We start from the raw sequence: 21720 nt of genomic DNA, 5'->3' as shown, positions 1-21720 counted from the left end.
CGTATAGAAAATTAAATTAAATCCGTCAAAAAGTTCGGATCCATCGGTTTGTAATAATAAAATCCCTGGACCGAATCGATTCCATTTTCGCGTAAAAACCCGAGTTCATCGGCACTTTCTACCCCTTCTGCGAGGACTTCCATCCCAAGTCCTTTTGCCAGAGCGATAATGGTTTTGACAATGGTTTGGTTTTTGGGTTCTGAGGTGATATTGCGAATAAACGAGATATCGATTTTAAGTTTGTCGATGGGAAGATGTTTGAGATAGGAGAGGGAGGAATACCCGGTTCCGAAATCATCGATTGAAATTTTAAATCCCTTCTCTTTGATCGTTTCGAGCAACAAAATCATCTTTTCAGGATTTTCGAGGATTGAACTTTCGGTAATTTCGAGCTCTATACAAGAGGGTGGACATTGCGTCTCATGGATAATGTTATCGAGGGTAGAGATAAAATCGGGGTGTGCGAGTTGTCGAGCTGAGACATTGATCGCAATAAGCCCGTTTAAAATACCTAATTTTTGCCATTGAAGTGCGGTTTTACACCCTTCAATCAAGACAAATTTGCCGATATCGAGGATGAATCCGCTCTCTTCGCAGATCGGGATAAAAATAGAAGGGGGGATAAAACCTTCGGGAGTTTCCCAACGCAGCAGTGCTTCATAGCCGATAATCTTTTCAATATAAGGGTCCACTTGAGGTTGATAGAAAAGTTTTAGCTCCCCGTTTTCGAGAGCCTTTTTCAAATTACCGGTCATAGTGGTCCGCTGCAATGCATTTTCGATGAGGTCTGTGCTGTAGAAATAAAAGGTATTTTTTCCCATTTTTTTGGCTTTATACATTGCGGCATCGGCACATTGGAGCAAGTTTTCGGTTGTTATGGCATCTTTGGGAAAATGGGCGATTCCGATACTGGCCGAGGTGTATACATCGATATTATCGATATGAAAAGGGTGATTTAGCCCGTCAATTAGGTGTGTCAGTTGGGTTCGGAGTGAAGGGTCATTGTCATGACACGGGGTTATCACGAGAAACTCATCACCGCCGGTACGGGCGATATAGGTATTTGGAGGAAAAATACTTCGGAGTAGATGTGCTACTTCGATGAGAAGATTATCCCCAAAACGGTGTCCGTAAGAATCATTAATTTGTTGAAACTCGTCTAAATCCAAAAAGAGCAAAGCAAAGGGACTTTGATCCGTTTCTGCCATTTTGAGATTCAACGTTTCGATGAGACTGAGTTGGTTTGGTAAATTGGTCAAAGGATCGTGATGAGCGAGGCGATCAAATCTCTCTTTTGCGTCTAAAATAGTTTTTTGGTATCGGATCTGTTCGGCGATGTTTTTGGAATATTGAAGAAATTGTGTGTACAAAAATTGATAGGTAAGGAGATAAAGCAATATGGAAGTGATCAGAATAAAAAACCACCCTTTGTAGGTTTGCAGTAAACTAAGCTGATGATGGTTGGTTGCAATCGCTTCGACCGCTGAATCGGAGAAATAGATCCAAAGAAATCCGAAAATAAGATAAAGAATAGAGACCCAGAAGGCACTTTTAATGCTTTGGTGATTATTGATCTCCATGGTTCCCTTTCAAAGATGCGGTATGGAAGATTATAACACAATAAAATAGCATGAATATTCTTTTTTTAACTATCGATAAAAGCTCATCTGGAACACTCTATGCAGAGGTAATAACAATCAACTCATAAGGATTAGACTATGGAACATCACGTTGTTATCGAAAAATTGTGCAGCTGTGCCAAAAAAGAGGGATTGGCTCAAATTACTACTTTTGAGGCGAAAGATACGGCCTTGGAAGCTGCGGAAACACAAATGGCATATATGAATGGACACTTTTGCGGCAAACATGAGTTTCAGCTGGTGGAAGTGAATGACAATTTTGTCATCGGTATGGTCGGTGGCGGCTGTGGATGCAAGTCCGATCACTAATAGGAGGAAATTATGGAACATCATGTAGTGGTTGAAAAACTGTGTAAATGTGCAATACGGAAAAAAATGCCTCAAATCAAAACATTGGATTATAAAGAAAATGCGATGAGAATCGCTCGTGCATGGGCGCAAGAGATGAATGAGAGCTTTTGCGGTCAACATTCATTCGGCGTTGTGGAAGTGGATGACAATTATGTCATCACGGTAGGAGAAGGGAGCTATTAGCCCTTTCTAGATACCGCGAGATTTTTTAATCATCTCATAGGCGGCGTTGATATCCTGCACTTTCTCTGTGGCTTCTTTGAGATATTCCTCCGAAGCCCCTTGAGATTTAATAATGTCAGGATGATATTCTCGAACCAGTGCGCGGTAGGCTTTTTTCACTTCATCATTCGTCGCTTCGGCGGTAACCCCTAAGAGTGCATAGGCTTGATCGATCGAACTCTCTTTGACACTGTTGCGGTGGTAGGAACCAAAACGCTCCATCATCGCTTTTAGATCCCGCTCACTAAACCCTAAATGGTACGCGATCCGGTGAAGCATATCTTCTTCGCTCTGAGAGAGGGTTCCGTCGATGTAGGTGAGATTGACGAGAAATTCCACCATTTTTTGACGTTTGTGAACATCTTTTTCCAACGTTTTGTAGAGTGCCTGAGCTACGAGATCGAGATTGTGCGGAGCATTTTTCTCTTCATCAAAAATCTCTTTGAGCAGTTTTTTGGTTGCTTCGGGATCAGGGAAGAGTGCGCTGATATCGGTGAACATATTGCTCACGAGTTCCGCTTCGAGCTCATCGACACGACCATCGGCTTTGGCGACTTTGGCGGAGAGGGCGACAAACAGTCCGAGTTCACTGTGTGCAAGGGCGTCTTTATTGAGCTTAAACCCTGCGAACTGATTGCGGGTATAGGTATGCTGGTTTTGGGAAAAACTGCGGGAAAGCCAGTAAAAAATGGCAACAACGACAATAAGGATGAGTATTTGGGTCATGAAAAATCCTGCAATAATTTAGATGTGGAAGTGTAGCTTTAAATCGATAATGAAAAATTTATAACAGCTTCTCTTTTTTGGATCGGGGCATTTTTTTAATAGCAATTTCTCGTTTTAGTGCTTCGCTTTTATTTTCATGTGCTTCATGGTAGACCAAGGTTACCGGACGGCGATAGCGGGTATATTTGGCTCCGCGATCCGAGGTATTGTGCTCTATTATCCTTTTTTCCAGATTGTTGGTGATTCCGGTATAGAGAGTGCTGTCACTGCATCTGAGGATATAAACACTATACGCAAGGTCAGAAATCATAAGCATTCAAATTTATAAGGTAATTTTCAAGGCATCCAGTAATCTTTTTTTGGAGCCTTCAGGGTCATCGAAAAAACCGCTTTTGACATCTTCTTCGAGTACGGCAATATCATCAAAGAGTTCTGAATCGTCCTTATGTGGGAAGTAGCGGGAGACTTCTTCTCCCAGTGCTTCCATGTAACTCTCTTCCATCTCTTCCGCATCGAGCAGTCCGATACGGTTGCAGTGTTGTATCGTGGAGATCGCACGGAGGTAGTAAAGCATGTCGAGACGATTGTCATCGGATTCTTGGTGAATCAGCGTATTAAGCGTAGTCACTTCGTGTTTGTAGATTTCGGTCGATTCTTTGATTTGTTGTAATTTTGCCGGAGGGAAAGTCATGGGCATCTCTTTTGTATGGGGTTACTTTTTTATAAAAGCAATTGTACACATAATTAGTAACGCATAGGATTAAGAGAGACAAATTGATATATATCAATATCCATACGCTCATGAAACATTATAATCTCCTAAATTAAAAGGAGTTATGCGTATGTCTTTTCCTATTTTTTTTAACAATGTTCCCGTAATCACAATGGCTGATCCCCTCGCAGATATTCTGGGTGCCGCTTCAGGCGGGATCATGGAATATAGCTATGCCGATGCGGTTAAATTAGCGGGGCACTCCTGTCCAACGGTAGCAGGGGCCTATCGTATGCTGCAGCAAGGGCTTGCCCTTTTATACCCTGAAAGCGTCCCTGTTCGGGGAGAGATTCGCGTTACGATCAAAGGAAAGCTTGGCGATGGCGTTGTCGGGGTAATCGCCAATGTTGCATCTATGATTACAGGAGCGACTGAATCGAGTGGATTTCATGGTTTGGGCGGACGATTTGATCGGCGAAATCTCCTCTATTTTGATGAGGGATTAGAGAGCGATATGGTGTTGGAGCGGATCGATACCGATCGAAGTGTTTGCTTAAGTTACAATCCAAAGATTGTTTCAGCTCATCCGCAGATGCAAGAATGGCTTGGAATGATTTTGAGCGGAAAAGGTGATATGAAGACACGTGAAGCCTTTCAATCCGCATGGCAGGATCGGGTTAAACGGATTTTAATCGATCATCGCGATGATGGTGTTATCAAATTAAAAATGTTAGAAGAAGGGAGAATTATATGATTAAAATGGGGATGATACTGGGGGTTGCTCTTTCGCTATACGGGGCAGACGGATATAGTGTCTATCAAAAAAACTGTATGCAATGTCACGTTGAAATGATGGAGAAAAAAGAGGTGATAAAAGTACTTCACACTCTCAAGGCTCCTCCTATGGTAGAAGTTTCCAATCGACTCAAAGAGAATATTATTATTGCCGATGAGGATGAGGATGTGAAGCGTCGTGTGACGATTGCATTTATCAAAGATTACATCGAAAATCCCAGTGTGCAATACAGTATGTGTCACCCGATGGCGATTGAGAAATTTGGAATTATGCCCTCCCTCAAAGGGAAGTTGAATGAGGATGAAAAACAAGCGGTTGCTGAATGGATTATCGATCGGTATGCAAAAGTCTCGTTTAAATAACCGCCTGTTCTAACGTTTTTTCCTCTATTCGCAGATCAGAATCCGTTCTTTGCAATGTGATTTCACCGCTGATCTGTGGAGACTTCATTTTGATCCCCTCCGGTACTTTCTGCGAGTGAAGCTGAACGGCGGTTTGTTTAAAATTCGGTTCTCCCGATTTAGGGCAAAATAGACTCGGGGTGAGGGTATTAATGAGCTGGGTGTTAAAATGAAACGGGACAAAGACGTTTCCTTCCCGTACCGTCTGTGTCACCCGTACCACGATATTATCGACCCGTCCGCGCGGTGAGCTGATGGAGAGACGATCTCCGCTTTTGACCTCCAATTGTTCGGCATCGGCAGGATTAATATCGACCCACGCTTCGGGAGCCAAATCGTTGAGGATACCGATTTCTCGTGTTTTGGTACGGGTGTGCCACTGCTCGACGGTGCGGCCTGTATTGAGAATAACGGGGAACTGCTCGACTGTCGGCTCTTGGAGCGGTATCCATTCCAAGCTCAGGAGTTTGGCTTTGCCATCAAGGGTGCGAAAACCGATTTCAGGGGTATAAAGTCTCGGCGTACCGAGGGGGAATTGTTCGTTACACGGCCACTGTATTCCTCCTCTGAGTTCCATCATTTCATAGCTCATACCCGAATAGTCGCACAGCTGTCCCTGCGTGACCCGTTTCCACTCCTCGAACGCATCGGCCGGTGTTTCCCAGTTGGGATAGATTAACTCTTTGACCCCCTCGAAATAACCGCTGAACTCAAGAAAAATATCAAAATCGCTTTTGGCTTCGCCCGGAGGGTTGATCGCTTTGTTTGCGCGGTTACAGCGGCGCTCGGAGTTGGTGTAGGTTCCCTCTTTCTCTCCCCATGTTGCGGCAGAGAAGACGACATCGGCCAGTTCTGCCGTATCGGACATAAACGCATCCTGTACGACGAGGAGATCAAGTTTGGCAAGGGCGGCACGTAAGCGTGTCTGATCGACGAAACTGACCAGCGGATTGGTCGCAACAACCCACAGCGCTTTGATCTCACCGCGTTCGATCGCTCCGATGATCTCACCGTATTTGTAGCCCCGTGAGGTCGGGATCAGCTCAAGCGGTACATGGACGATATCAGCGTACTCTTGTGCCGCTTTTTCATCACCGTAGTTACGGTATCCCGGAAGGGAAGAGGTAAAACCGCTCTCACGCGTTCCCATGGCGTTGCATTGCCCCGTGATCGAAAAGGGGGAGGCTCCCGGACGTCCGATCTGCCCCGTGAGGAGGTGGAGGTTGATGATAGCGCTGACGGTATCGGTTCCCATGTAGGATTGATTGACTCCCATTGTCCATGCGGTAAGTGCCGCCGGTGCTCCGGCGATGAGACGGGCGAGTTCATAGAGGGTTTTGACATCGACTCCCGTGATATTGGCAACTTCCTGCGGAGGGTAGTTTTGGAGATGGCGGCGCAAATCGCCTAACCCCGTGACGTTGGCTTTGAGGTATTCGCTGTTTTCCCACCCCTGTTCCAAAACGATGTAGGCCAGGCCGTTGAAAAGGGCGAGATCGGTACGAGGTTTGAGGGGGACGAAAATATCGGCCATCTGCGCCGTTTTTGAGGCTCGCGGATCGATCACGATGATTTTGGGCTTTTTGGTGTTTTTGGCGATATGGAGTTTGAGGATCGGATGGTTGTCGGCGATGTTCGCCCCCACGAGTACGATCACGTCGGCACACTCAAAATCTTCATACGATCCGGTAGGACCGTCGGAGCCGAGGGATTGTTTGTATCCTGCCACCGCCGAAGCCATGCAGAGGGTTGTATTTCCGTCGTAATTGTTGGTACGAAGCCCCAGCTGAACCAGTTTGCCGAGGGTATAGAACTCTTCGGTCAAAAGCTGTCCGGTCGAGAGGACGCCGATGGCGCGCGAACCGTATTTTTCGCTGATGGATTTGAATGTCTCGGAAACTTTGGTAAACGCTTCGTCCCACGATGCTTTTTCCAGTGTCTCCCCCTTGCGAATGAGCGGGGAGAGGAGGCGGTTGGAGGAGGTGAGCATCTCGTGTTCGCTTAGACCTTTTGGGCAGAGGGTTCCCATGTTGACACTATGACAGGCGTTGCCTTTGGTATAAACGGCTTTTCCATCCTTGACCCCGATGTAGAGACCGCACCCCACGCCGCAGTAGCCGCAGGTGGAGAAGACCCATTTATCCGGTTTTTTCGCATCTGCTATGCGTCCGAACATCGGATCATCACTCAGAGCGTATTTGGAGGCTTTGATATCCAGACCGAGGAAGTTTTTGAGTGAATTTAGCATCGTAAAGCCTTTCGTTTTATCTATTCTGTTCGTGGTGAGCTTGTCGAACCATGAATGCACCCTTCGACAGGCTCAGGGCGAACGGGTTAATGTCGTTGTGTGCCAACGAAGAAACCGCCGGCCATAGAGAGGGGAACCGTTGTTGTATAAAATAAAAATCGATCCATAAGCTCACTAAGCACTAAAAGGATAAGCGCGATTCCCAAAGTGAGTATGGATGCGAGGTTCACCCCTGACGCGATAAACAAAGTGGTAAGCAGTGGCAGTGCAAAGGCACCCACGGCAAACATACCCCATCGGAGCGTATGGAATGTTAAGAAATATTCGCGGTACAACCGGAGCGTTTTTTGTAACTGCGGTATCGATGAACTTTTGAGTTCATTGTAGGCATCAAATGTAAAAAATCCGTGCATGAGTGCCAGTAACATTGCCGCACTGAGCAACGGTGTTGCCGAATCGTTTTGTCCGAAAATGAGGAGGGCAAGGGCGACTAAAAAAAGTCCGCTATAGGCAGTGGTAAAGAACTTTCGGTTGGTGCTTACTCTATCCCATGAAGGGCGGGCAGGTATACGATAAATCATCGCTTGGGCATAGATACCGTAAAGTCCGACCATCAGTGTCATCGCTTCAAAAACAAGGCGTATCGCCGTCGTAATCTCAAAATAATAGAGAGCGACATTGAGACTCATCAGTGTTGCAAATGCACCTAATGCGGCGGCTTCTCGGCTGAGCCAGCTGGTGCGGAGATTTTTCATCGCGCTGAGTGCTTTAAGTGGACGCCCAAGATGCAGAGCTGAGAGGGGGAGTCCTAGTGCGGCAGGAGCAAGGGTGAGGAGGGCAAGTATCCAGTTGGGCTCAAAAAATCCGAACAGGGAAAGAATATCTCCGACGAACAATGCGCCGAAAGCCCCCAACGACATTTGAGTGAGAACCGTCATAAACACGAGCGGAATCTCGGAATGAGCAGGGTGCAGATGATGTTCATCGGCTTTACTCATCGTTTCGGGGAGATCGTTTGGGAGGGTAAAGCGGGTCGTGGAATGGGTGAGGCGCGCGTTTGCCAGATGAGGCATATTGCCCTGCGTGTCGATAGCACTCTCTTTCCATTCGCTGACATTGACGGTTTCGATTTCGATGGCACCGGAGGGGCACGCTTGGACACAGGCGGGGCTTTGGCCGATGGCGAGACGTTCGTGACACATATGGCATTTGGTAACGATATGGCGCTCTTCGTGGTAGGTCGGGACACCGTAGGGGCAGTTCCAGGTACAGTATTGGCATCCGATACAGCTGGGATCATCGTGAAAGACGATACCGTTATCGAATTTGATGTAGCTGTTGGTGGGACAGCCGATGAGACAGGCGGGATCAATGCAGTGGTTACAGCTCATGGAGTTAAAGAGCAAGAGGGTGTCTGGGAAGCTTCCCCCCTCCATCTCGCCCACGCGACGCCATTTGATGTCGCTAGGGTTATTGTTTTGCTCATTGCACGCCACTTCACAGCAGCGGCATCCGATGCATTTGGTGGCATCGAAATGGAAACGGTACTGTTCCCCCACACCCAGAGGCGGAACATCGATACTGTAGTTTCCACATTGCATTCCGGTAGCGGCTTTATACCCGATAAAGCTCTCCAGTGGTGTTGATTCCATTATAGGCTCGATTCCAGTGTCGTAAGATCATTCGTGATTTCGGTAAAAACTTGATACCGATTCAAAGGATTGGGATGGATCATTTTCTCAATAATTGCCTTAAAAGGCAGATAGTGTTTATCCAATACTTTTAAATCAAAAGCAAACGGTTTTTTCCCTTCTAAAAATGGGTCTTCGACATCATAGGCTTTTGTTCCTGTGATCGACTGAACGAGGGACAAACCGAAGAGATAGATTTCATCACTCTCTTTGTGGCTTCCACCGTGGGTTTTGAGATTAAAATGGAGCGTGGATTCGAGTGATTGAAGATTCATAAATCGGTTCCATCGCATTAAAAAACCGATAGCATAGTTGCTATAACGGATGTGAAGACGCTGAATAAAATGTTCTAAACTCTCTTTAGCAACTCGTAGATCACGGTATTGCCGCATCAATTCGGCCACAAATTCACGAGCCTCTTCGAGGACGATCCCCTTCAGCAATAGATGAGCCTCTTCCCCCTCACCGCTCAAACTTCCGCCGATGAAAATATCGACTCCGAGTACTGTTTTACCGTTGCGCGGTACTTTACATCCGACAAAGCCCAAATCTCCGGCACCGTGCACTCCGCACCCTTTGATACATGCCGACCAGTAAAGGCGTACTTTTGCATCCTCTAAAGGGACTTCACGACTTAAATACTCACCCATATCAATCGCATCGGGTTTACCGGGTATGACGCCGAAAGGACAATGCTCGCTCCCTGCACAGGCGATGAGGTTCGCCATGTACGGTGAGGGGCGGTTAGGATATTTGACAAAGAGCGGTGACTGAAGTGCCGCTATTTCATCGCGAATTCCGGTGACAATAAGATTTTGCTCGATCGTAAGACGGAGTGCTCCCCCTTGTGACTGGGCAATATGGGCTGCATGGAAGAGATCGGTGCCGCTAAAAACACCGGATGGGACAGCGGCATAGAGGGCGAATGAGCCATCATTCAGAGCGATTTTTCCGTAATGATCTCCCCCTTCCAGCTGGGCAAGACTTATCCCCGCTTTAGGCATCGCATGCCCTAACTGCTCTTCAATCGCAGCTCTAAATTCACTCATTCCGACGGCTTCGATCAGAAACTTCAAACGGTTTTTATTACGGTTATCGCGGAATCCATAGGTTTTAAAGAGGGTTGCCACCGCTTCAAAGACACGTACCGCTTCGGAAGGGGCAACGAACATATCGGCATCGTGTGCCAAACTTCCCACACGACCGCCCAGATAGAGGTTAAATCCGTATTCCCCCTCTTTTTCTGCAAGGGAGAGTGCAAAATCCTGACCGAAAATATTACATCGATTGCTGAGTGAACCGTTGACTCCGATATTGAATTTACGGGGCAGGGTAGTGATCCAGTCGGGATTTTTCAAAAAGACGGATTGAATCTGCTCCATGATCGCTTTAGTGGAGATGATATTATCCATAGCCAGCCCATCGAGCGGATCGATGAGGATATTTCGGAAGTTATCCACTCCGGTTTGATAGCTTGTGAGTCCGACATCTTCTAAAAGTTTCAACGCTTCCGGGAGATCTTCGATGCGCAGATAACGCAGCTCGATTTGCTGACGGGTGGTGATATCGATGTAGTCTTGACCGAACGATTTTGCCACATACGCAACGACGAGTGCTTGTTCAACGCTGAGTCCGCCTCCGGCAATCCGTACCCGTATCATAAACCGTTCAGGTGTAGCGGGACGATCGAAAATACCGAAACTTTTGAGGACAAAATCTTTGTCATCGTCACTGATCGACGCGTATCCGGTTTTGGAATAACCGATCAGTCGTTCCCACGCTTCGGTTGCACTAAAAGCATCTTTGATCGATTCGGTTTTGTGCCGTTTGGCACTGCGCTCGGCATTAGCTTGAGAGAGCGATGTCATTACATTCCTCCTTGATTTCATAACGGTAGGTTGGGAGAACCTGTGCTAAATTGACAACATTGCCGAACACCAAAATAGCCGGTTTCGGTGCTCCTTTGGCGGCAGTAATCAGCTCGCCGAGCGTAGTGATAACAGAGCTTTGAATCGCCGTTGTGGCATTAGAGATGATAGCAACAGGCAATGAAGCATCAATCCCTTTATCCAAGGCCTCTTTCACAATCTGACGTGTACGGCTTAACCCCATGAGTACAACCGTGGTGTGATCTTCGACACTTAACATAGGTATCCATGAAAGATTTACACGATCCCCTGAGAGATGGGCAGAAACCACGGAAACCCCTGTGCTGACACCGCGCGCAGTGGGGGCAATTCCAGCGGAGAGCGGGCCGGAAAAGGCAGATGAAATTCCCGGGATGACTTCGGTCTCAATATTGTTTTGAGAAGCGTAAATCGCTTCTTCCGTACCACGACCAAAGATGTAGGGATCACCGCATTTTAGGCGTCCTACCGTGAATCCTTGCAGAGCATATTCACTAATCATTGCATTGATCTGATCCTGAGGAAAACTGTGCTTCCCTTTCTCTTTTCCCACAAACACTACTTTGGCTCGTGAAGGGATCAGTGCAATGATTTCATCGGTGAGAAGATGATCAATAAGTGCAATATCAAGTTTCTCAATCGTTTTAAGTGCTTTAAGGGTTAGTAGATCGGCATCGCCGGGTCCACACCCGATTAAATATAATTTTCCGTTCATAGGATATTCCTTATTAGGACTTTTTTGTCTTTAAAATAATAGTGTAAAATGTCAATAAGAAAAACAAATTTTTGTTTATTTTTTAATCAGTTTGTTGAGAAGGATTTTAAATGGCACTTTTCCCTATGTTTGTCGATTTAAAAGGTCAAGATTGCTTGGTCATTGGAGCAGGGGAAGTGGCTTTGCGAAAAATTGAGCAATTGGTAAAATTCTCACCAACCTTGAGTGTCATTGCCCCCGATATCCATGAAGAGATTCGCTCTCTTGCTCTTCAATACCCAATTATACTCCTAGAAAGAGAATATGAATCCAGCGATTTAGAGGGGCGTTTTTTGGTCATCGGTGCATTGGATGATATGGATGAGCAAGAAAAGATCTTTCATACCTGTATGTCGACTAAAACACCCGTTAATTGTGTCGATTCTCCGGCATTGTGCAGCTTCATCTTCCCTGCACTGATCGTTGAAGGGGATTTATGTATCGGGATCAATACGGCGGGGAGGGCTCCTGCGGTCAGTTCAGCGTTACGTAAATTTTTAACGTCGGTTATTCCTGATGGGATTCATAATCTGATCGATCAAGTTCATGCGATTCGTCAAAGCGAGCCGGTAGGCAAGGCTCGTCAAGAGAAGATTATTGGGATTTGTCGAACATTTTTTGAAAGCTTTATCACATCCAAGCAGTAGAGAACGAAGTGGGCGAAACATAAGGAGGAGATCGTAATCCTCTACTGCTTGAATCTGATCACCCGCGAGGGGTGAGGAATATTAAAATTTATATCCGAGTTGCAACCAGATTTTGGTGACGTCTTTATCGAATCCGCTGACATCTCCCCCTCTGAAATAGGCTGCTTTGGCTAAGCCGCTAAGCCCTTTGATCCCCGGAATAGCATTGGTATAGAGAATATCCCATTCTGAACCTAAATCATTTTTTTCGGACATCGCTTTATCGGTTTCAAAATCGTGATAGACCGCCATCGCTTTGCCCAGACCCGGAGCTGTATATCCCAAAGATAAACTCATGTCTTTCAAACCGCCTGTCGGTGTTGCAAGAAACTTATCGGCCCAACCGTTGAATGCATGTAACGTTGCGAGCGGAGTAGCAAACGCCGTTTTCCCATCACTGCCGGTAGAGCCGCTTAGCACTTCGTACCCGGCACCGACGAGGAGTCCGCTGATGTTGGCAAGTGCATCGAGATTATAATACGTTGCATCATTCTCTTTTTTTACACTGCCGATGGTTTTAAAGGTTGCATCCCCTTGTTGCGCATATTCGGCACGATAGGCTACTTTTGCCATAGCAACCGGAAGATCTCCGGTAAGCGCTAACCCGTAAGTGTCGCTTCCGTAAGAGGCTTTTTCAGATGAAATCATGTAATCATAGGCCGTAATTTTGACCATATCGCTGATTTTATACGTACCGTTTACGATAACCGATTTGCTATCCCATGTCGGTTCCTCAAAGACCGTTGCATAGCTGTAGACATACGCACCGCTAAGACTTAAACCGGCAACGGAAGTATTTGTAACACTAACGGCATCCAAACTTTGCATCATTTGACGCCAATCTACCGAACCGATGAATCGCTGGTTATCGAGATTGAGGATTTGACGGCCGGCTTTTACCGTCGTTGAACCGTATTTGTATTGAAGATAGGCTTGGGTAAAACGGGTTTGCTCAGGATCGGCAACTATCTCATAACTCGCATCTTTCGTCGGAGAAAGATCATTGTAGTGGGTTCCTCCAAGCGTTTGTACCGTTGTCCCATCCACTTTCATCGAGAGGCCACTGATACCGAGCAGTTGTGCTTCCAATCCGAGCGTTGCACGTACGCTAAACGCATCGGCATCTTTTTTCGTGGAATCTTCGATCGATACGCTCTCAAAACGGGGACGTAACTCTCCGTTGAACTTTGCATCACTCAAGAGGGTAAAGCCTTCTGCACTCAGTACATTCGGCAACAATGTTAATACAGCAACGGCTGATAATGTGATTTTTTTCATTCAATTTTCCTTATGTTTTTATGTTTATATACCCTCTCGTCATGAGGGAATTTGTTAATACTATTCGTCTTCTTTGGCGAATTTAGAATAGAGAAATTCGATGATCGCTTCGCGGCATCGGAGATACTCAGGGTTTTGTTGCAATTCTAAACGATTACGGGGACGCGGAAGGTTCACCTCCAGTATCTCTCCGATGGTCGCCTCAGGACCGTTGGTCATCATGATGACTCGGTCACTGAGAAGGACTGCTTCATCGACATCATGGGTGATGATGATGACGGTGTTGCCTGTTTGCATTTGGATCCGCATCAAATGATCTTGCAGATTGGCACGGGTCAGCGAATCGAGCGCACCGAAGGGCTCATCCATCAGCAAGACTTTCGGCTGGATGGAGAGGGCACGGGCGATACCGACACGCTGTTTCATCCCTCCGCTGATCTCACCGGGATATTTGTCTTTGGCATGATCAAGATTGACCATACTGATGTATTTCATCACATGATCGCGGATTTCGCTGTTACTGAGATCTTCACCGAGAACTTTGCGTACCGCCATTTCGATGTTTTGGTAGACACTCAGCCACGGTAAGAGCGAATGGTTTTGAAACACCACCGCACGTTCGGGTCCGGGAGCGAGGATATGTTTGTCTTCGAGCAAAATTGTCCCGTTACTGATCGTATCCAATCCGGCAATGAGGTTCAGAATCGTCGATTTCCCGCATCCGGAGTGACCGATGATCGAGACGATTTCATTCTCTTGTATATCCAGTTGGATATCTCGAAGGGCAACATACTCTTTGCCTCCCCCTAAAGGGAAGATTTTATCGACATGATCGATTTTTAAAAAAGGTTTTGCGCTCATTTGAGTCCTCGCTTACGATAATCAAAGAAATCGGCGATAATCCCCATCAGAGCATCGAGGATATACCCGATAATCCCGATAAGGATGATTCCGATAATAATATGGGAGTAGTTGAGATTGTTGTACTCATCCCAAATCCAAAAGCCGATCCCGACACCGCCTGTGAGCATCTCTGCTGCGACGATAACCAGCCATGCGATCCCTAATGATAGACGCATACCCGTAAAAATAAACGGTACGGCAACGGGGAGGATAATTTGAAATACTTTCTCAAACGGACTCAACTGAAGTACACGTGCAACGTTTAGATAATCCTCGCTGACACTTCGAACTCCCAGTGCCGTATTAATAATAATCGGCCAGATAGAAGTAACGAAAATGACGAAGATAGCCGTCGTATTGACCTCTTTAAACACGAACAATGCGAGTGGAAGCCACGCAAGGGGTGAAACGGGTTTGAGTATTTGGATATACGGGTTGAACGCCGTATAAGCACTTTTAGACATCCCGATCAATAACCCCACCGGAACACCCACGGCGATAGCAAGGGCAAATCCTCCGAATACGCGGGCAAGAGAATTACCCAGTTGAAGTGCGATCCCCTGATCTCCCGCACCGTTGTTGTAGAACGGATCGGAGAGGACGACGAGAAGTTCACTCCATACTTCGCCCGGAGGAGGAAATCCCGGTATCTGAGCTGCAATGGCCGACCAAATCGCGATGACTACTCCAAAGAGCAGCAGCGGCAAAAGGACGGCATTGATATATTTTGAAACCATTGGGTCTCCTTGTAAATTTTTATTGTCATGCTAAACTTGATTCAGCATCTCTAAGATTAGATCCCGAATCAAGTTCGGGATGACAGAGCCGTATTACTTCACACTCCACTTATTCACTTTCATAAGTGCTTCTTTGGTGATTTTCGGCGATTTGATCGGTGCGTTATAGATATAATCTACTGATTTATTCGGATCAAACGTTACACCGTCGATGAATTTTTTCTCCACTTTCCATCCAGATGATGGGAGAGCGTAATTGACCTCTTTAGCCGCTTTAGCAAACAGATCGGGGCGATAGACGCTCTCAACGGTTTTTTTCATGTCGATTGCATGATCGAGTTGTCCCCAGCGGATCATTTGGGTGACCTGCCATAGGCCATGACTGTAATACGGATAAAGAGCCTGTTTTTTACCGAATACGTTGAAGTTCGGCATCGGTGTATTGACACCGTTAGTGAACATATAGGTTCCGGTCATCGAGTTATCGATAACATCTTTCGGGGCATTGACATACGATTTACTAGAGAGAATCGCAGAAGCTTCTTTACGGTTTTCCCACGACGCATCGAGCCACATTCCCGCTTCGATCACCGCTTTGATCATCGCTTTGGTCGTTTCGGGATTTTGATCGGCAAACGCTTTTTGGACTCCGAGGACTTTCTCCGGTCCATCTTGCCAGAGTTGATATCCGGTCACGACGGTTTTACCGATATTTCCCATAACGGCACGTTGATTCCACGGTTCACCCACACAGTAGCCGTCGATATTTCCGGCGGTCATGTTGGCAACCATTTGGGGTGGCGGAACGACTTTGAGAGCGACATCGGTATCGGGATTTACACCCCCCGCTGCCATCCAGTATCGAACATGGTAGTTATGGGTTCCGGTAGGAAATGTCATCCCGAATTCCGGAACTCCCATCGTTTTGGAAGCGATTACTTTTTTGAGAGCACTCGCTGAGCCTTTTTTGGTAGCGACCGGATCAGCGGCCATCATTGCATCATACATTTTATTCGAGACGGTGATAGCATCGCCGTTTTGACCCAGTGCCATGAGGGCAACCATATCTTTTTTCGCACTTCCGACACCGAGTGTTGTCGCGATCGGCATTGCCGCGAGCATATGAGACGCATCGAGTTCACCGACGGTCATTTTGTCACGGACATTCGCCCATGAAGCCTCTTTGCTTAGCTCAACATTGAGACCGTGTTTGGCAAAGAACCCTTTTTCTTTTGCGATAACCAGTGCCGCACAATCGGTTAATGGGATGAATCCGATTTTGAGATCTTTTTTCTCTGGAGCTGCCATCGCCACCGAAGCGGCTAATGAGAGCATTAGAGCACCTTTTGCAAATACATTCAAGCTTTTCATGTGAACTCCTTATTAAAGACTATTTTGTCTGAAATAATTGTAGGGGAAAAAGTTCAAGTATGTATACAGTTTTATGATTAAAAAATAATCAACGTACTGTATATTTATGTAAAAATTAAAACATTTCTATGGATATCATCCGAAATCAATAATAGGTAAGGGGAAAAAGGGGTGAAACGGATAGCGTTGTTACGAATAAGAAAGCGCGTCTAAAGTTCCCAATACCAATTTGAAAAGAACCATGTCAAAAGATTCAAAATATTTAACAAAGCAAGAGCGTATAACGTAGTGCCTGTTGTCACATAAAGTGTACAACGTAATAGTTTATTATCAGAACGATACATGGTACTTTTCCTTTAAAATTGGTATATCTACGCAATGAAAAGAAAGAATATACTCCGCTATCTATTAAATTATAATTAATTTTTTATGTTATTTTTTGACAATATAAAGTGTGATAGGGTCAACAATCATACAAATATTGGGCGATTTCTCCTACATTAGTGTTGTGCTATTTTTTTAGCTCACTAATCGCTTTTTTAACCACATCTAAATTCTTATCATTACTAAAACATCCATTCACGGTACATGCTCCGAAATCATCCCTCACTTCCGGATGAAGATAGAGATAGGGATAAGCAATTTTTGCAATGCTTTGGCGATTTTGATTCAGAATCGTGCGTTGGTGCGAAAGGGATATTACCCCGTAACGTCCCATGAGCCACGCAATCATACTGGACGGTGCGTTGAGGGAGGGATCAAGATATGGGGTCTGTTCCAGCGACTTTTTGGCAAGCCGCTCATAGCGGGTCTCTTCACTAAGAACAGAGAGAATACGAAGATTTTGCATCATCCTCCCATAAGCAGAGGTGGTATATTTATCGAGCAAGTCCACTTTTACTTTATGAGGATCACTATTTTGTACCCATCCTTCTTTGGTGTAAAAGTGTGTTATCGCTTCATCGCACAATTTTTGGGCGAGTTGTAATTTTTCTTCATCCAAGGTGGCTTGGTATCCGACTAGGAGTGCCGAGATGAGAAAAGCATAATCCTCTAAAAGGGCTTTTTGGGTGATCGGATACCCTTGAACTCTTTGATGGTATAACGTCCCCTCGACTTGGAGCGTTTTGAGAAGGATATTGAGCGAAGTATCTCCCATTTGTGTATAGGCGGGATCAATCGCACCCGCTTTGTAAAGCGCTTCGATCATCATCGCATTCCACGAGGTGATGATTTTGGTATCGATAAAGGGATAATGACGATTTTTGCGAAGTTCTTGCAGCTTAGTTTGAAGTTCACGAAACCCTTTGGGGCGGCTAGGCGTTGCAATGTGAAGATGGTATTTCCCCTCGAAATTTGCGCCATCTTCCAGCTCCAATGCCGCATTGAGTGATGCGGAGAGATTGAGCTGTTTTAATTCCTGCTCAGTGTAGATAAAATAGCCTCCCTCCTCATGGTCGCTGTCCGCATCACTGGCACTGTAAAACACTCCATTGCTTCCAAATCGGTGTTGCGTTATGGCTATTGTTTCTCGAACGACATCCGCATACAGTGGATTATGGGTCATTTGATAAGCGCGAACGTAAAGCGGTATCAATTCGGCTTGATTGTAGAGCATCTTCTCAAAATGGGGAATCTCCCATCCGGCATCGGTACTGTAACGGAAAAATCCCCCTTCGCTTTGATCATACAGACCGCTCAGTGCCATGGTGTGGAGTATCTCTAAAGCCATTTTTTTGGCTTGGGGATTACCGAGTTCCGCAAGATCGAGCAATAACGCTATTTTGGAGGCTTCCGGAAATTTAGGGGCAATTCCAAATCCGTGATAGAGTGCGTCATAGTTAGAGGTGACGGATTCAAAAAGTGCTTTGGCAGAAATGTTCCCATCCGCTACAACAGTCGGAGAGATCTTTTCGATATTCATGGCAAGAGCACGGTATTTTTCTTTATCACGTGCATACCCCTCGCCGAAGCGTTTCATTATCGAGTCCATCCCCTCCACCCCTTCTTCGCTGTGCGGCGGTACATACGTTCCGATCCAAAACACTTTTCCCTCTTCGGTCAGTATCGCATTTAGCGGCCATCCTCCTGAGCGTCCATAGAGTTGTCGATGGAGCTGTTGGTAGTGACTGTCGAGATGGCTGAGTTCTTCACGGTCGATTTTAACGGGAATAAAATAGGTGTTGATAATTTCGGCGATGGTTTCATTTTCGAACGATTCATGCGCCATGACATGACACCAATGACAGGTACTGTACCCGATGGAGATGAAAATCGGTTTATGCTCTTCTTTGGCACGCTCCAGTACGTTCTCATCCCATGCAATCCAGTCGACAGGATTTTGCGCGTGTTGTTGCAGATACGGGGAAGAAGAGTGAATGAGGGAGTTGGAGGCGAATGATGTCAAAAAGAGTAGTGCTAAAAGGATCATAAACCGCATGATGTATACTTCCTGAATTAGTAATTTTTGTATTTTATCGTTTTTTGATAGTTTTGTGACCTTCGTTACAGACTATTAACTTTTTTTATATTACAATGGTTTTTGAATATTATATAAAGGAGTTGAAATGACACGTAAAGAGATAGCAGGATTGGTTCTAGGAACGGCATTAATGAGCGCACCAATGGCGATGGCGGGTGAAGCAAGTGCAAAATGCGGTACAGGAAAATGCGGCGGTTCAAAAGACAAAACCAAGGAACAAAGCAAATGCGGTGCAAATAAAATGGGTGCAAATAAAATGAGTGCTGATAAAAATGCTTCTGCCAAATGTGGTGCAAATAAAATGGGTGCAGATAAAAATGCTTCTGCCAAATGTGGTGCCAAAAAATAAGATCATGAAGATGAAAAAGATTCAAGGATGCGGATTGGGTCTGCGTCGTGACTTCATCGATGAGTTGGCTGGGGCGCATGAACGTCCCGATTGGCTGGAAGTCACCCCTGAGAATTGGTTTTTTACCCCTCACCGTTATAAGGAAACCTTTGAGCATATGATGAGTGAGTATACCGTGATCGCTCATGGCGTATCGCTCTCAATCGGCTCTCCCGAACCGGTGGATAAAAGCTTTTTGAACCAGATGAAGGCTTTTTTGGATCGGTATGACATTAAGCACTATTCAGAGCATATAAGTTTTTCCTCATTGGCAGGAAAGCAGACATATGAGCTTCTTCCGTTGCCGATGACCAAAGCGATGATTGCTCATTTGTCCCAAAAAATCGCTTCGGTGCAGGATATTCTGGAACGTCCTCTTATCCTAGAGAATGCCAGCTATTACATCAGTCCTTACAGTGAGATGGTGGAGGTGGATTTTTTGTGCGAAGTGTTGGAGAGATCGGGTACAAAGCTTTTGTTGGATGTCAACAACGTTTATGTCAATTCGGTCAATCATGCATTTGATCCCGATGCGTACATTGCTCAAATTCCGGCGTCCCGTGTGGCGTACATGCATATTGCGGGGCATTTGGAATATCCGGATGAAGAGTTATTGCTCGATACCCACGGTGAGGCGGTGTGTGAGAATGTTTGGGGATTGTTGGAACGAACCTTCAAAACGCATACTGCACCGGTGATGATCGAGAGGGATAATAATATTCCGCCGTTGGCCGAGTTGATGGCAGAGTATCGGACGCTTCAATCCATAGTTGGGGGTGTCAAGTGCAACTAGAACAATCCAAAATGGAACAGTTTATCGGTATTTTAACCTCCGATGAGCCCATTATTAATCCTTTGCGTGATCGCAATCAAGTCTATCGGGATATGGTGTATCATCGTTTTTTCGAGACCATCACGAATATCTATCCGATACTCACCGCACAGATGGGAAATCAGCTCACTCCCCTCATCCGTGAATTTCAGCGAGAGGGGGCAAGGTCAGCCTTGATTGTTGAAATGGCATATGAGTTTGGAGAGTTTTTAAAACACCATCCGATTTATAATGAGATGCCTTATTTGGACGATTTGTTATGGTTGGAGTGGAGCGAGATGGAGTTGCTGTTAGAGCAGTTTAGCGATGAAGAGATTGCGTTTGATTGGGAAAAGAAATACACTCTCTCCTCATCAGCACGATTTAGACGTTTGGATACTCCGCTCTATAGAGGTGACTTTGAAAGCTTAGGTGAATATCCGCTCCTGCTCCATTACGATTTTGAGGAAAAGAGAGTCTATTTCGAGGAGATTACCCCCTTCGCTTACGAGCTATTGAAAATTCTTCCGACCTATACTCCTACTGAGGCGTTAGAGGAGTTAGCAAGACGCTATGAGGTGGATCAAAACGATCTTGAAGAGCCATTGGAACAGTTGCTGAATCAGTGGTGTGAGAAAAAAATCTTACAAAATGAGGTGTGAAATGTGTATGTTAAAAGAAAAAATGGAAATGGTGTTGGATAAAGGACAAGATCTCTCTTTGTTGTTCCTGCGTTTGATTTTAGCGTACGGTTTTTATGGGCCGATGATGAGTAAATGGACCGATATGGGTGCCGTAGCCAAATGGTTCGGAGAAGAGTTGGGGTTGCCGTTTCCGTTGCTCAACGCCTATATGGCAGCATCTACGGAGGCACTGGGGGTGGTATTGCTCACTTTAGGTCTTGGGGTACGTTTTATCTCCCTACCGCTCATGGTGGTGATGGTCGTCGCGATTACGACAGTTCATATCGGTAACGGTTTCTCAGCCGGTGATAACGGATTTGAAATACCGCTGTATTATATGCTGATGCTCTTTGCCCTTGCAACGCACGGCGGTGGGAAATGGGGTATTGATGGATTGTTTTGTAAAAAAAGTTGTGATGGTGTACAGGTTTGATATCATTCAAATTGTAGAATATTCGGATACCAGTGTATATCGGGTTCAATCCGATACACTGCATTAAATCCGTTTGACTTTTCGCAGCATGACATCTTCGGTGATTTCACTCAGACGCATAGCCGAATACATTTCCAGCATCTCTTGACGCCATACATCCCATTGCGCATGCAAAGCACACGGTTTTTCGGCTTCGCAGTCTCCGAGTCCCAGTACACACGCATCAAAAAACGTTGATCCGTCAACCGCTTCGATGATCGAGAGGAGAGTGATTTCAGATGCTTTGCGTGAGAGGGTGACACCTCCTGCTGCTCCGCGCTGCGAGATCAGTATCTTTGCATGAACGAGTTTTTGGAGTGATTTTGCCATAAAATGAAAAGGGAGTTCCAATGCCTCGCTGATCTTTTGTATCCGATGAAATTCACCGGTGGGTTGGGTAGAGAGCCATACAGCGGCTCGGATAGTATCTTGGCAAGCGGAGGAGAGCATTGTTAAATCAC

Annotated in this window: 23 protein-coding genes; 9 read left to right on the top strand and 14 right to left on the bottom strand. The window is 45.8% G+C overall.

Features of this window, described 5'->3' with window-relative positions; all coding sequences use genetic code 11:
- Positions 1 to 11: 11 nt before the first annotated feature.
- Positions 12 to 1580: an EAL domain-containing protein gene (locus tag A3G19_RS01265; RefSeq protein WP_294870195.1), complete on the bottom strand. Its 1569-nt coding sequence runs from the start codon at positions 1578 to 1580 to the stop codon at positions 12 to 14.
- 138 nt (positions 1581 to 1718) lie between these two features.
- Between A3G19_RS01265 and A3G19_RS01260 the strand changes: the two genes are divergently transcribed.
- Positions 1719 to 1949 carry a hypothetical protein gene (locus A3G19_RS01260; protein ID WP_015653866.1) on the top strand — a complete coding sequence of 77 codons (231 nt, stop codon included), beginning with the start codon at positions 1719 to 1721 and terminating at the stop codon, positions 1947 to 1949.
- Between the two features lie 12 nt (positions 1950 to 1961).
- Positions 1962 to 2174 carry a hypothetical protein gene (locus A3G19_RS01255; RefSeq protein WP_294870193.1) on the top strand — a complete coding sequence of 71 codons (213 nt, stop codon included), beginning with the start codon at positions 1962 to 1964 and terminating at the stop codon, positions 2172 to 2174.
- A 6-nt stretch (positions 2175 to 2180) separates the two neighbouring features.
- Here A3G19_RS01255 and A3G19_RS01250 read toward each other — a convergent pair whose 3' ends face one another.
- The 3 genes from A3G19_RS01250 to A3G19_RS01240 are packed head-to-tail and all read right to left on the bottom strand — an operon-like array spanning position 2181 to position 3630.
- Positions 2181 to 2939 (bottom strand): TerB family tellurite resistance protein, encoded by a 759-nt coding sequence (locus A3G19_RS01250; RefSeq protein ID WP_294870191.1) that lies wholly within the window; start codon positions 2937 to 2939, stop codon positions 2181 to 2183.
- A gap of 58 nt (positions 2940 to 2997) precedes the next feature.
- Positions 2998 to 3255, bottom strand: coding sequence for a GIY-YIG nuclease family protein (locus A3G19_RS01245; protein WP_294870189.1), 258 nt, complete (start codon positions 3253 to 3255; stop codon positions 2998 to 3000).
- 6 nt (positions 3256 to 3261) lie between these two features.
- Positions 3262 to 3630 (bottom strand): hypothetical protein, encoded by a 369-nt coding sequence (locus tag A3G19_RS01240; protein WP_015653862.1) that lies wholly within the window; start codon positions 3628 to 3630, stop codon positions 3262 to 3264.
- A gap of 151 nt (positions 3631 to 3781) precedes the next feature.
- On the opposite strand from A3G19_RS01240, the gene A3G19_RS01235 reads away from it, so the two are divergent.
- Both A3G19_RS01235 and A3G19_RS01230 read left to right on the top strand, forming a co-directional pair.
- The gene (locus A3G19_RS01235) at positions 3782 to 4405 is read left to right on the top strand and encodes a hypothetical protein (RefSeq protein WP_294870187.1); all 624 of its coding nucleotides are present in this window, start codon (positions 3782 to 3784) and stop codon (positions 4403 to 4405) included.
- The gene (locus A3G19_RS01230) at positions 4402 to 4809 is read left to right on the top strand and encodes a c-type cytochrome (RefSeq protein WP_015653860.1); all 408 of its coding nucleotides are present in this window, start codon (positions 4402 to 4404) and stop codon (positions 4807 to 4809) included. The genes A3G19_RS01235 and A3G19_RS01230 overlap by 4 nt, the downstream gene beginning before the upstream one ends.
- Here the strand turns inward: A3G19_RS01230 and A3G19_RS01225 are convergent.
- From A3G19_RS01225 to cobA, 4 genes are all read right to left on the bottom strand, one after another.
- Entirely contained in the window at positions 4802 to 7096 is a 2295-nt protein-coding gene (locus A3G19_RS01225) for a nitrate reductase (RefSeq protein WP_294870184.1), read from the bottom strand. The two genes, A3G19_RS01230 and A3G19_RS01225, sit on opposite strands and share 8 nt — an antisense overlap.
- 86 nt (positions 7097 to 7182) lie before the next feature.
- Entirely contained in the window at positions 7183 to 8748 is a 1566-nt protein-coding gene (locus A3G19_RS01220) for a DmsC/YnfH family molybdoenzyme membrane anchor subunit (RefSeq protein WP_015653858.1), read from the bottom strand.
- A complete protein-coding gene (locus A3G19_RS01215) occupies positions 8748 to 10655 on the bottom strand; it encodes a hypothetical protein (protein ID WP_015653857.1) in 1908 nt (635 codons plus the stop codon). The genes A3G19_RS01220 and A3G19_RS01215 overlap by 1 nt, the downstream gene beginning before the upstream one ends.
- Positions 10633 to 11409, bottom strand: coding sequence for a uroporphyrinogen-III C-methyltransferase (cobA, locus tag A3G19_RS01210; protein ID WP_015653856.1), 777 nt, complete (start codon positions 11407 to 11409; stop codon positions 10633 to 10635). The genes A3G19_RS01215 and cobA overlap by 23 nt, the downstream gene beginning before the upstream one ends.
- Before the next feature lie 110 nt (positions 11410 to 11519).
- Between cobA and A3G19_RS01205 the strand changes: the two genes are divergently transcribed.
- Positions 11520 to 12095 (top strand): bifunctional precorrin-2 dehydrogenase/sirohydrochlorin ferrochelatase, encoded by a 576-nt coding sequence (locus A3G19_RS01205; RefSeq protein WP_294870182.1) that lies wholly within the window; start codon positions 11520 to 11522, stop codon positions 12093 to 12095.
- A gap of 81 nt (positions 12096 to 12176) precedes the next feature.
- On the opposite strand, the gene A3G19_RS01200 is transcribed toward A3G19_RS01205, so the two are convergent.
- The 5 genes from A3G19_RS01200 to A3G19_RS01180 form a co-directional block, all read right to left on the bottom strand.
- Complete coding sequence (locus tag A3G19_RS01200) at positions 12177 to 13412, bottom strand: alginate export family protein (RefSeq protein WP_294870180.1); 1236 nt, start codon at positions 13410 to 13412, stop codon at positions 12177 to 12179.
- A gap of 60 nt (positions 13413 to 13472) precedes the next feature.
- Positions 13473 to 14273: an ABC transporter ATP-binding protein gene (locus A3G19_RS01195; RefSeq protein WP_015653853.1), complete on the bottom strand. Its 801-nt coding sequence runs from the start codon at positions 14271 to 14273 to the stop codon at positions 13473 to 13475.
- Positions 14270 to 15052, bottom strand: a complete 783-nt coding sequence (ntrB, locus tag A3G19_RS01190; RefSeq protein ID WP_015653852.1) for a nitrate ABC transporter permease — start codon at positions 15050 to 15052, stop codon at positions 14270 to 14272. The genes A3G19_RS01195 and ntrB overlap by 4 nt, the downstream gene beginning before the upstream one ends.
- A 93-nt stretch (positions 15053 to 15145) precedes the next feature.
- The gene (locus A3G19_RS01185; protein WP_015653851.1) at positions 15146 to 16423 is read right to left on the bottom strand and encodes a CmpA/NrtA family ABC transporter substrate-binding protein; all 1278 of its coding nucleotides are present in this window, start codon (positions 16421 to 16423) and stop codon (positions 15146 to 15148) included.
- Between the two features lie 511 nt (positions 16424 to 16934).
- The gene (locus A3G19_RS01180) at positions 16935 to 18863 is read right to left on the bottom strand and encodes a thioredoxin domain-containing protein (protein ID WP_294870178.1); all 1929 of its coding nucleotides are present in this window, start codon (positions 18861 to 18863) and stop codon (positions 16935 to 16937) included.
- A gap of 127 nt (positions 18864 to 18990) precedes the next feature.
- On the opposite strand from A3G19_RS01180, the gene A3G19_RS01175 reads away from it, so the two are divergent.
- From A3G19_RS01175 to A3G19_RS01160, 4 genes are read left to right on the top strand one after another with little or no spacing between them, the layout of a single operon-like run.
- Positions 18991 to 19254, top strand: coding sequence for a hypothetical protein (locus A3G19_RS01175; protein WP_294870175.1), 264 nt, complete (start codon positions 18991 to 18993; stop codon positions 19252 to 19254).
- Positions 19255 to 19264: 10 nt separating this feature from the next.
- Positions 19265 to 20086: a DUF692 domain-containing protein gene (locus A3G19_RS01170; protein WP_294870172.1), complete on the top strand. Its 822-nt coding sequence runs from the start codon at positions 19265 to 19267 to the stop codon at positions 20084 to 20086.
- On the top strand, positions 20077 to 20766 hold the full coding sequence (locus A3G19_RS01165) for a PqqD family peptide modification chaperone (RefSeq protein ID WP_294870171.1): 690 nt from the start codon (positions 20077 to 20079) through the stop codon (positions 20764 to 20766). The genes A3G19_RS01170 and A3G19_RS01165 overlap by 10 nt, the downstream gene beginning before the upstream one ends.
- Positions 20767 to 20773: 7 nt before the next feature.
- Positions 20774 to 21220: a DoxX family protein gene (locus A3G19_RS01160; RefSeq protein WP_294870169.1), complete on the top strand. Its 447-nt coding sequence runs from the start codon at positions 20774 to 20776 to the stop codon at positions 21218 to 21220.
- A gap of 63 nt (positions 21221 to 21283) precedes the next feature.
- On the opposite strand, the gene A3G19_RS01155 is transcribed toward A3G19_RS01160, so the two are convergent.
- Positions 21284 to 21709 carry an Rrf2 family transcriptional regulator gene (locus A3G19_RS01155; protein ID WP_015653846.1) on the bottom strand — a complete coding sequence of 142 codons (426 nt, stop codon included), beginning with the start codon at positions 21707 to 21709 and terminating at the stop codon, positions 21284 to 21286.
- Positions 21710 to 21720 lie beyond the last annotated feature (11 nt).

Origin of the sequence: Sulfuricurvum sp. RIFCSPLOWO2_12_FULL_43_24 (genome assembly GCF_001829605.1) — a bacterium.
Lineage (GTDB): Bacteria > Campylobacterota > Campylobacteria > Campylobacterales > Sulfurimonadaceae > Sulfuricurvum.
The sequence above is the reverse complement of the archived record's forward strand: the minus strand, read 5'-3'. Positions and strand labels throughout refer to the sequence as shown.